The sequence below is a fragment of the Anaeromicropila populeti genome, assembly GCF_900112775.1.
Classification (GTDB): Bacteria; Bacillota; Clostridia; order Lachnospirales; family Lachnospiraceae; genus Anaeromicropila_A; species Anaeromicropila_A populeti.
Window position 1 is genome coordinate 385,831 of sequence record NZ_FOYZ01000003.1, and the last position, 12,099, is coordinate 397,929.

Genomic DNA, 12,099 nt, shown 5'->3' on the forward strand with positions numbered 1-12,099 from the left:
TTTATTTTACGTAATCAGCAAATATATCCTCTGTCTCTGTATCTATAAATAACCGCCTGTAATTTATTTTGCAGACATCCTCTGGAACCTTCTTAGTACGAAATATTATTTCAAGCATCTCTAATCCCAGCTTCATTTCTTCTATACTGGCTGTTCTTTTCTCTGACTCTATCTTGTTCTGCATTTCTTGTAATCTGCGATATGGCTCAACTACCCCTTTTTGGTATGTACTATCATCTGAGCACTGATTTTTTGAAGCTGCCGCCAGCCCCATGCAGCGGGAAATAAAAGGCAGTGAGTATTCATTTTTCATAGCAGCTTTCAGGAAAATCATATCTTCTACATCATCACAAGCATATACCTTTATAGTAGGAACTGTATTTTCCGATAAATTCTTCATTACTTTTCCAGGTCCTGCATCAATTATCATTTTTGTATTTTCTCCAGCTAAGTACTTCATACTGTCAAACCATCGTACCGGATTAACCATCTGCATTTTCAAATTCTCTGCTATGCTGTCTTTTCCCTGATAAGGACGTGCAGTTACATTGGATAAAACAATACATTCTGGGTCATGAAAAGAGTACTTACTTAGCTCCTGGGCAAATTGCTCTGCTGCTGGCTCCATAACAGGACAATGAAACGGTGCGCTGACATTCAGCTGTTTCACTCTTGCCCCTAAGAGTGCCAGACGTTTCTGTGCCTCTTCTACTGCTTCAAAGCAGCCTGAAATGACATTTTGCTCTTCTGCATTATAATTCGATATTCCAACAAAATAATCTGGTTTTGCTATTTGACGGCAGACCTCTTGGATTAGCTCTACACGTAATTTCCCAATAGCATACATGGTTCCTGCACCCTTTTGTGCAGCCTCCTTCATACACAAACCACGCTTGCGCACAATTTTAACTCCATCTTTAAAATCAATGGCTCCTGCGCAGGTTAGTGCTGTTAATTCTCCCAGGCTGTGTCCTGCCATGTAATGGGGATGAACTCCCGTTAATTCCTGAAGCACACGATATTGCGCCACTCCTGCTACGTAAATGGCAACCTGTGCATTTTCTGTACTTGTCAGAACCTCATTGCTGCTGTTAAAAGCCAGTTCTTTCACATCCAGATTTAGTATATCACTTGCCTCTTCAAATGTCTGACTCCCTGTAGCAAATTCTGAACACAGCTTCTTTCCCATGCCTATATACTGTGATCCCTGTCCTGGAAATAAAATTGCCTTTTTTTTCATATCGTTCTTCTCAACCAGCGGTATTAAACTGGTTGTTTTCTCCTTTCTGTTTTTCCCTTTGGCATCATAGTTTTCATACTTTGGTTTAATAAATTCTTATATTTATAATACCATGTTACCATGCTTCTGTCGAGCATGAATAACCACCTCCCCTCTATTCTGCCAGCAGAATTTTTAATGTTTTTACCATTAGTTTATAGACAAGTTCCAGCCTGTCATCTGCTATTTCTTTTCTGTTTGCATAAATACATACGGATGATTTTTTCTGTCCAATATCCAGCCAAAATACTAAGTCCATATACTTGTCTATCCACTTCTTTTCTGTGACCGAAACCTTTTCTGTGAAATTATTTTCCTCTGCATCCGTAATTTTATTGAAGCAGACTGCTGTTGTAAATTCATTGGTATGAAAGGCATGATATACGCTGCCCTCCTGAACCTCTTGGGACTGATAATAGTGTTCTTTTCTCTCGCGATCAGTTTTCTGTACCACCGCTTCCAAAATATCATCAAATACTGCCTCTTCTAGTTTCTTTGAATGATATTCATAATACTTATGCTTTCCTTCCCGAATTTGAAAACATAGTTCTGTATCCTGTACAATTTGAGAAAGAAGGTATTCCCACACCGCTATAAAAAATATCTTTATCTGTTCTCCGTCCTGCTCACACCAGTCATATAACTGGTATATTTCTTTCTCAGTGAACGAATAGGCAAATTCCATTTCACTTCCTTCTTTGTCATCTACAAGCTCAAGCTTCATTCTTTGCAGGATATGTTCTTTTTTATCCTGTAATCTGCGTATCGCTTCTGCCAGATCCCGAATGGACGGATTAGCAAAGATATCTCCTACTGTAAGGATATCTGGATACAGCTGCTGTATCTCTGAATGCATTACAGTAACCAGCAGGGAGTTACCTCCTAATTCAAAGAAATTGTCTGTAATTCCGGCTGACGGTATATTCAAAATGCTTTTCCAGATTGCCAAAAGATTCTTTTCATATTCATTGGATGCCTCCACCACCTCTGCATTTGTTCTATAAGCAGAAAAATCTGGCACTGGCAGCTGTTTTTTATCTACCTTGCTATTTGCTGAATATACAAACTTCTCAAGCCACACAAAGGCATCGGGAATCATATAGGAAGGCAGCCTCTTTTTCATCGTCTCTTTTAAAGCTGCTGCATCCAGTTCCCGCTTTGAAATATAATATAAAACGATTCTCTGGATATTCTTCTCATCTTCCAATACATGAATGACACAATCTGAAACTTCTTTTTGCTGCTTTGCAGCATTTTCAATTTCTCCTGCCTCTACACGGTTACCCCGAATCTTTATCTGCTCATCATTTCTTCCCAGAAATTCAAGATTTCCATCTGTAAGCCATCTTACCACATCCCCGGTCCGGTACATTTTTGTCCCTGGAATATATGGATTATCTATAAATCTTTCTTCTGTTAGTTTTTCATCATTTAGATATCCTCTAGCCAATCCAGAGCCACTAATCATTAATTCACCTGGGATTCCAATTGGAACAGGCTTTAGATTTTTATCCAGTACATAGACACAGACATTGTCAATAGGTCTGCCTATCGGGATATTTTCATAAAATCTATCTACCTGAAATACAGTAGATACAACCGTATTCTCCGTTGGACCATAATTATTATAAAGAGTATACCAGTCACAAAAAGATCGTAATTTATCTCCACCAGTAATCATCATCCTTAAGGCTCGACATTCCTTTTTCATAAACTGCTCACAGATTGGTGTAGGCATAAATCCTATTGTAATTTTATTGTCTTCTACGTATTTTCTCAGCTTCACCATATCCATCCGGATTTCTTCTGGGATAATATGAATCTCTACACCTGCTATCAGCTGTGGATACATTTCATGTACAGACGCATCAAATCCAAAGCCTGCATATTTTATACTTCGATCCTCCTCAGTCAATCCAAAATAACGATTATGCCAGTGTACCATATTTACCAGTGCCTTATGCTCAATCATAACCCCTTTTGGCTTTCCTGTAGAACCAGATGTAAAAATAACATAGGCTAAATTGTCTGGATACACCTTTTCTGCTTTTTCTTGCCCCTGCTTTTGATTTTCTTTCAAAATGTCTTTTATAATACCTGTTTTCCTGCCTCTAAATTCTTCTCTGTCCGCAAACTGCTGTTCCGTTAGTATCAAAACCGCATTACTTTTCTCCAGCATGTATTTTATACGTTCCTCCGGATAGTTAGAATCCACTGGCATGTAGGCACAGCCTGCACGCATGATGCCAATGGCACCAATAAACATTTCAGCTGATGGCGTTACCATAATGGCACAAATGTCCTCTTTTTTGACAGAATTGCTTCGTATATACTGAGCAATCTTTTGGGAAAGTCTGTCCAGTTCTCTAAATGAAATCTTCTGCTCCTTCCATACCAGTGCCGTTTTATCAGGAGTCTTCTGCATCCTCTCTTCCAGCATATCCAGATAGGATAAACTAGTGTCATATAAAGCCCTTGTCTGATTAAAATCCTCCAGAACCTTCTGTCGTTCCTGTCTGGTCAAAACGTCAATACCTGCTAGCTCTGACTCAGGATTTTTCAGGCATTGGAAAACTACTTGCTCTAATTCCTCCAAAATCCTGCGTGCTGTTTCTTTTTCAAACAGGCTTCTATTATAATTCAGTGCAATCTGATAGTCTGCCTCCTCTTCAATAATTTCAAAGGATAAATCAAACTTATAGATGCCTGTGTCAACTGGAGTCTGCCTGCATACAAAACCATTTCCCCGATAGGAATACGGTTCAAGGTTCTGATAAATTACTGCCACCTGAAACAAAGGATTCTGCATACTGTCACGTTCCACATACTTTTCTGGAATGATATCCTCTAACGAACAGTCTCTATTTTTATAGGCTTCTACTGCTCTTTGCTTTACTTCTGTCAGATAGTCCTGGAAAGACTGCTTGGCAGAAGGATATAAGCGAACTGGTACGGTATTCACAAACATACCTACAATGTTATCTGCATCTTTATGGTTTCTTGCCATAACTGGGCAACCAATGACCACATCTTCTTCACCAGAATACTTACTTAACAATACAGATACTGCTGATAGAAATATCATATTAGCAGTTACCCTTTCCTTTTTTGCCAAGGTGGAAACAGACTGATAAATTTCTTTACTTAATCTGTAGCGTTCTGTACTTCCCAGATTTCTTTCATTTTTCTTTTTTCGATAGTCGTAAGGAAGCTCAACTGGTTTTACATCTTTTTCAAAAACAGTTTTCCAATAGCTTTTCTGTTTCTCATAATTTTGCGTTAGGAGCCATTGGCTATAATCAATAAACTGTCTTGATGGGTCAGGAATTGGGTTATCATTGTAAAGCTGTTCAAATTCTCTTTTTAGAATACTGATGCTTGATCCATCTGCTGCAATATGATGTATATCAACAAACAGCCAGCTTCTATCCTTTTCCAACACAATTTCTACCCTTATAGGAAGTTCTTCTGACAGATGAAATGGTCTTACAAAATTCCGGAACGCCTCTTCTACCCCTCCAGTGATGTGTTTCGTTGGAATAGAAAGTTCTGCACTTTTATGAATTTTTTGAATCCACTTTCCATCTGCAATATGAAACGTAGTACGTAATGCACTGTGTCTTTGCACCAGCTTCTGAAATGTTTCCTTTAACTTCTTTTCATTAAATTGTCCGATAATCTCCAAACAATCTGGCATATTATAATGAATACTATCTGGTGATGCACATTGCAGCATATACATTCTTCTTTGCACCTCTGTCATGGCATACTCTGGCTTTTCATCTGCCTTGGCAAGAGGCTGTTGTTTAGTCTTATCCCTGTCCTTCATGAATACCGCAAGCTGCTGTACCGTAGAATTTTCCAGTATATCACTAATTTCCAACAAATATCCTGTCTGTTGTTCAATTTGGTTTACCAGCTGAATCGCCTTCAGGGAATGCCCTCCCATACGGTAAAAATCATCTTTGATACCAATACGTTCCACTCCAAGTACCAATTCAAAAATACTGCATACTGTTTCTTCAAGCTCGTCTTCTGGCGGTATATATTCTCTTTCAGATATGGAAGATATTTTCTCTGCTAACAGTTTCCCTTTGTCCACTTTGCCATTTTGAGTAACAGGAATTTCTTTTATCTGCATAATACCAGTAGGAATCATGTATTCCGGCATTTTGGCTGAAAGCTGTCTTCTGATTTCTGATATGTCCAGCTCTTCTTCTGCTACAAAAAATGCCAGAATCTGTTTATCTCCACTTTCCTCTTCTTTTAAGATTACAACGGCATCACTAATATTGCTTAAATTTCTCAGCCTGCTCTGTATTTCTCCTAATTCAATCCGGAAGCCTCTGACTTTAACCTGATCATCTAAACGCCCCAGGTACTCAATATTACCATCTGGCAGCCACCTTGCCAAATCACCCGAGCAGTACAGGTTCCCTTCTCCAAATGGATTTTTTAAGAATTTGCTTTGGGTCAGATCTGGCCTGTTTAAATACCCTCTGGAAACACCATCTCCTCCAATACATAATTCTCCTGGCATACAGATTCCACAAAGCTGCCTATCATTCAGAATGTATGCCTGTGTATTAGCAATTGGTCTGCCAATTGGTGTCTTGTACCGTTTCTGCTCTTGTATCCTGTAATGTGCTGCAAAGGTAGTGGTTTCCGTTGGTCCATAGACATTTCTAAAATCAACCGGCCTTTTTTTCTCCTGTAATAAAACAACCTGCTTCTCTGCTGTTTTTTCTCCGCCAAACATCAAATGCTCTAACGTATCAAACATTGTTTCATCAAAATTCAACATCTGGTTAAATAATGCTGTGGTCAGAAACATGGTATTTATTTTGTTCGAAACAATATACTCCTTTAATTTCTTTACATGAAGAAGTATTTTGTCATCTATCAGATGCAGCTCGCCGCCATTTAAAAAGGTACCCCATATTTCATATGTGGAGGCATCAAATGCCAAAGCTCCTGTCTGGAGAACCACAGAATGGGTATCCATAACCGTATAGTCGGCATTCATAACCAGTTTAACAATATTCTTATGTTCTACCATAACACCTTTTGGTGTTCCTGTCGTTCCCGATGTATATATAACATATGCCAAATCAGATGGATGGCTTTTATTTTCTGTCCATTCTCCTTCTTCCTCCCAGATGGATTGGTCGGTTAGTACAATGTACGGAATGTCAGTTTCTATATGGCAGGCTTCCTTCCAGATTAAAAATTTTGGCTGGCTGTCGCCTAAAATATACTGAATCCTTTCTGCTGGATAGGATACATCAATTGGAATATAAGCCGCACCAGCTTTCATGATTCCGCAAATTGCCACCACAACTTCCAGTGACTTTTCAGCCATTACCGCAATAAAATCACCTTTTCCAACTCCTCTATTTTTCAGAAATGTGGCAAAGCGTTCTGACTTTTCATTTAATTCCTCATAAGTCAGCGACTTTTCATGATAGACTACTGCTGTTTTATTTGGTGTCTTTTCAACTTGCTGTTCCAATAATTCTGTTACGGTTTGTTCCTTTGGCCATGGACGGTATGTCTGATTAAATTCCTTTAGAACAAGCTGTTTTTCCTTGTCTGTAAGCACATCCAGTTCTGTCACCATACAGTTCAGGCTGGCTGGTATGACCTCCAGTATTCTTTCATAACGCTGTAATACTAAATCTATTTCCTCTTCTGTATAGACTGCTGGATTGTATAATACCTCTACAAGAAACGTTTCCTGATCCGAAATGGTAACTGTTATATCATAATTTGTCTTTTCCCTTGCTGGATCTGCATCTACAGACAAGCCAGCCTCCTGCCATTCCTTGCTTTCCTCTGAATAATAATTTTCAAATACAAACAATGTTTTTACCAAATTACGTCCATTACCAGCATAACTCATGATATCTGCCAGTGAACAATAATCATAGCTGCTTCCCTCACTGCTCTGCTTTTGAATCTTTTTCATTAAATCTGCCACAGTATCCGTTTCACTCACAACAGCTCTTGTAACAACGGTATTAATAAATAATCCCGCTCTGTAATCCATATTTTCCACTTCTGCATTTCTTCCAGAAACGACTTTTCCAAATACAACATCTTTACTTTTATTATATTTCTGCAATAGAATTCCCCATGCCAGTTCTACTGCTGAATTTATAGTCACATGATTTTCCTTGGAAATTTTCTTTAAGTTCCAGACTGTTTCCTTTGCAATTCTCTGTTTCCTGCGGCTTACCTTTTCCAACGTTTCAAGCTGAAGTCCCGCTGGCTTGATTTCTGCATTTCCATCGTATTCTTTCAGCACTTTGGACCAATAAGCAGCCGCTCCTGCTTTGTCCGTTTTCAGCATCCATCTAATGTAATCTTCATATGGCAGCGCCTCATCTTTGGCAAGCTGATGCACCTGCTCTGCTGAATACCCCTTAACCAGCATTTTATAATATTTCCAGAAGTCAGAATATACAAGTGCTATACTCCAGCCATCCAAAATAATATGATGAAAACTAATTACCATATGGTAGCAGCGGTTTGAAAACTTAATCATTTTTACCCGTAATAATGAATCCTGTTCTAAGTCAAAGCCTCTGTCAATATCCTCCTTCAGCATCTGATGAAACGCTGTTTCCTTGTCTAATTTTCCCGTATAGTCTTCCCAAAGAAATTCCATCTGGCGTTCCTCAAAAATAATCTGACATGGTTCTTTTATTTTCTGATAGCAGAATGCCGATTTTAATACCTCGTATTTACAACATAAAGCATGTAATACGTCTGGAATATAGTCAGGATAACAGGTTCCCGTTATATGGTAAACCTTCTGTACCACATAATCAGAAGCCGATGAATTCATTATTTTTGCATAAAGCATACCCTGTTGTAAGGATGTAAGTGGATATATATTATCTATTTTTCCTATATTCTTTGTATGGTTATAAAGCAGCTTCAAATCCTCTTTTTGGATGCCTGCAAGCAGGAAATCGGAGCAGGTCTTAATTGGCTCTTTTTGTTCCATGCAAAATATAACTAGTTCCTGTATGGAGTCTTTATAACAGGCAGTCCATTTTTGTATCCAATCATCCCCATACTTTTTATCATATTTCACAGAAAAAATAAGACAATGATTGTAGACTTCTCCATTCAGACTGATATCCCCAGGAAGTTTATTTTCTTCTGCAATACTTCTGCCAAAGGCATATCTGACCTTAACCTTCTGCCTGTCATCTCCACTTCTTTCTCCCATATAATTAAAATATACAGCTGGTTTGAAGTCAGGTAGATTTTCTCTTAATATGCCGGCTCCTATTCCATTGTGTGGAATAGTCTTTAACATATCTTTTACAGAAGCAATTGAATCTCCTATATTTTCATCTGACCTGAGAATCACAGGAACCAAATTGGTAAACCACCCAACGGTTCTGTCCAGTCTGATGTTTTTTCCAATCTCCTCTCTTCCATGCCGTTCCAGTTCTACTGCAATTTTATTTTGTCCAGTCATTTTATAAAAAGCCCGGCCTAATGCTGCAAGCAGAATATCGTTTACCTCTGTATGGTAAGGCAGCCTTGTAAATTTGATTAAGTTTTCAGTCTCTTCCTTACTTAATGATAAATTTACCTCCCCAGTTCCTTTATCTTCTCCAAAAACTGCTTTTACAGACGCCTCCGGAATCTGTTCTATTATATTTTCCCAGTACTTCTTTTCATCTACTCCAATTTGTAAAGCATACTTCTGTAATTCATTTCCCCATTCTATAAACGAGGTTGTCTTTGGTGGCAATTGAATCCTTTTTTTGCTTCTCAGCTGATTGATAGCAAGTTCCCAATCATCTAAAAGAATATTCCAGGAAACGCCGTCTACAGCAAGGTGATGAATACAAATAAATACATATCTGCCCTCTGGTGTATCAAACAATATTGCATGTAAAAGTGGTCCCTGCTCCAAATCTATACCAGACTGCACGTCATTGCAGTGTTTCTCCATTTCAGTCCAGATATTTTTTTCTGTAATGGTGATACACCTTAACTGATATAACTGGCTCTTTTCCACGCTTAGTATTTCAAAATCTTTATCACGCTTTACCAAACGCAGCATGTCATGATGAACTGCCAGTTCCCGTAGAACTTCCCTTATTTCTTCTTCTGTGTAAGAAACATTCTCAAGTAAAACCTCTTGATTGAAATGCTCTGGTTTTTCCAGCTTCCACTTCAAAAACTCTTTCATAACTGGTATTTTTGGTACCATTCCTGTTACTTCTGACTGCTTTACCTCCCATTTCAGGAGAGGCTTCATTTTAGCCGCAATATTTTTTACCGTGTACTGTTCAATCATATCCTTTACCGATAATTCATATTTCTTTTCCCTGACCTTCGACACAAGGCGGATTGCTTTAATGGAGTCTCCTCCCAGTTCAAAAAAATTGTCCTGAACACCTACCTGGTCAGCCCTGAGAATTTCCTCTAACAACTGACACAATAATATTTCTTCCTCTGTTTCTGGGGCGGTGTACTGTTCCTTCCTGGCTTTCTGAACTTCAGGAAGTGCCCGTTTGTCTACCTTTCCACTTCTGGTAACTGGTATTTTTTCTATCTGCATCATATAGGCTGGAATCATATAAACTGGTAAACTCTTTGCGAGTATTTCCTTAATGTTGGTTATATTTAATTTTTCTGGTGAAACCAGATACCCACAGATTTCCTTGTCTCCATTCTCTTCTTCTATTACAATTACCGCTGCATCCGTTATGGACGGGATTTGACAAAGTGCGCTTTCGATTTCACCAGGTTCAATTCGATATCCTCTTATTTTCACCTGTTCATCGATTCTTCCCAAAAATTCTATGTTTCCGTCTGGAAGCCATCTTGCCAAATCACCACTTCGGTACATTCTTCCTTCACCAAATGGGTTTTCTGCAAATTTTTCTCTGGTAAGTTCTTCTTTTTGGATATATTCCTGGGCAACTCCCTCCCCAGCTATACATAATTCACCTGGAATACCAATTCCACATAACTTATCGTTTTGTAAAATATACACCTGACTGTTTAATATTGGTCTGCCTATCGGTATATTTTCTGGAATTGTACTGCCATCCCTCTCCCAGTGTGTTGCACAGACGGTTGTTTCAGTTGGCCCATATGCATTCACATATCTTTTTCCTGCTGATTTTTCTACTATATTTTTATCCGTTCTGCTTCCCGCTGTTATCACAAGCTGCAGTTTTGTATCCTGCATTTGTGAATAATAGTTAGGAGGCAGGGTTGCCACTGTCACATGATGTTCCTTCAAATATGCTTCTGTCCTTTGGATATCTAGTTTTATTCTTTCTGGTAAAATAACCAAATCTGCTCCTGTTAACAATGCCATTGTAATTTCCCATACAGAAGCATCAAACATCAGGCTGGCAAATTGTAGAATGGAGTCTGTATCACTTATTTCTAAATCAGAAACAAAATAATATGCCAAATTCACCAGACCACGGTGATTTACAAGTACTCCTTTTGGTTTTCCTGTTGTTCCTGACGTATAAATAATATAGGCTGGGTTATCTTGTTCTATGATAACTGGTCTTACCTTACATTGTTCTCTTCTGCTGTCTTTTTCTGGAACAGCAATCCTCATAAAATGGTCTGGAAGATAAGTAAGCTTCTGAGTTTCCTCAGTTAAAATTGCTTTTACCTGACTGTCCTGCAACATATAAAGACATCTGTCCTCTGGAACTTCTGGCTCAACTGGAAGATATACACCGCCTGCTTTTTCTATTCCCAGAATTCCCACTATGGCTTTTATGCCTCTTTCTATTATAAGTGCAACTCTATCTCCTTTTTCTACTCCCTTTTCTTGCAGCAATACAGCAATATAGTCTGACCATTGATCCAGTTCCTCATAAGAAACCGTATGGTTCTGAAAAGAAACTGCCTGTTTTTTAGGATATAGGCTTACTTGCTTTTCAAATAACTCTACTATATTCCTTTCTTGAAAACATTTCTTTTCTGTATAATTAAATTCCTGTAAAATCTTTTTCTTCTCTTCTTCCCCAGCAAGTTCTACCTTTCCCAGTGGCTCCTCTGGGTGTTCCAGCATCCATCCCAGACATTCCACATAATGCTCCAGCATCCATCTGGCGGTTTCCTCCTGGTAAAGCTCTCGGCTGTATTCCAGTGATACCTCTTCTTCCTTCTCGTTTCTTTTTATCTGAAACGTCAGTTCAAACTGCACCTCTCCTGCCCCGTCTGCCTCCAGACTGCTCTCTACTCCATTCAAGCGGTATTCCATTGCTTCCCCATCCTGCAATACCAGCATTACGTCAAACAGTGGATTCCGGGACAACTCCCTTTTTCCTCCCTTTTCCTCTGCCAGTCTCCAATAAGGGTATTCCTGGTTTTCATATCCTTTGATTCCTGTCTCTCGGATTTCCTCGAAAAAGGCTTTCACCTGTTTTTCCTTCTCTGGATATCCTCTCATTACCAGCGTATTGGCAAACATTCCGATGACCTCTTCTGTTTCCCTTCTGGTTCGTCCTGCCGCCACCGTTCCTACTGTGATATCCTCTTGTCCGCTGTATGCCCCAAGCAGTACCATCAGACCCCCCAGCAGCACCATGTATTCCGTCATCCCATGACTCTGACAGTAATCCTTTATGTTCTCTCTTACACTCTCTGGAAGTGTTCGGCTCACCCGTCCTCCCTGACTGTCACGCAGACGCCCCCTTCCTGCATCCGTTGGCAGCTCCAGTACCTGGGCTGGTTCTTCAAATACCTGGTTCCAGTATGCCCTCTCTTTTTCCAGCTTCCTGTCCTTTGCCCAGCAGCTGTAATCCGTATAACTG

General features: G+C 39.2%; 2 protein-coding genes. Both read right to left on the bottom strand.

Translation table 11 applies throughout. From position 1 onward, the window contains the following. Position 1 precedes the first annotated feature (1 nt). Positions 2–1,240, bottom strand: a complete 1,239-nt coding sequence (fabD, locus tag BM305_RS05780) for an ACP S-malonyltransferase (protein ID WP_092559747.1) — start codon at positions 1,238–1,240, stop codon at positions 2–4. Positions 1,241–1,394: 154 nt separating this feature from the next. Then, positions 1,395–12,099: non-ribosomal peptide synthetase (locus BM305_RS05785; RefSeq protein WP_143099133.1), on the bottom strand; the 10,705-nt coding region annotated here is incomplete at its 5' end.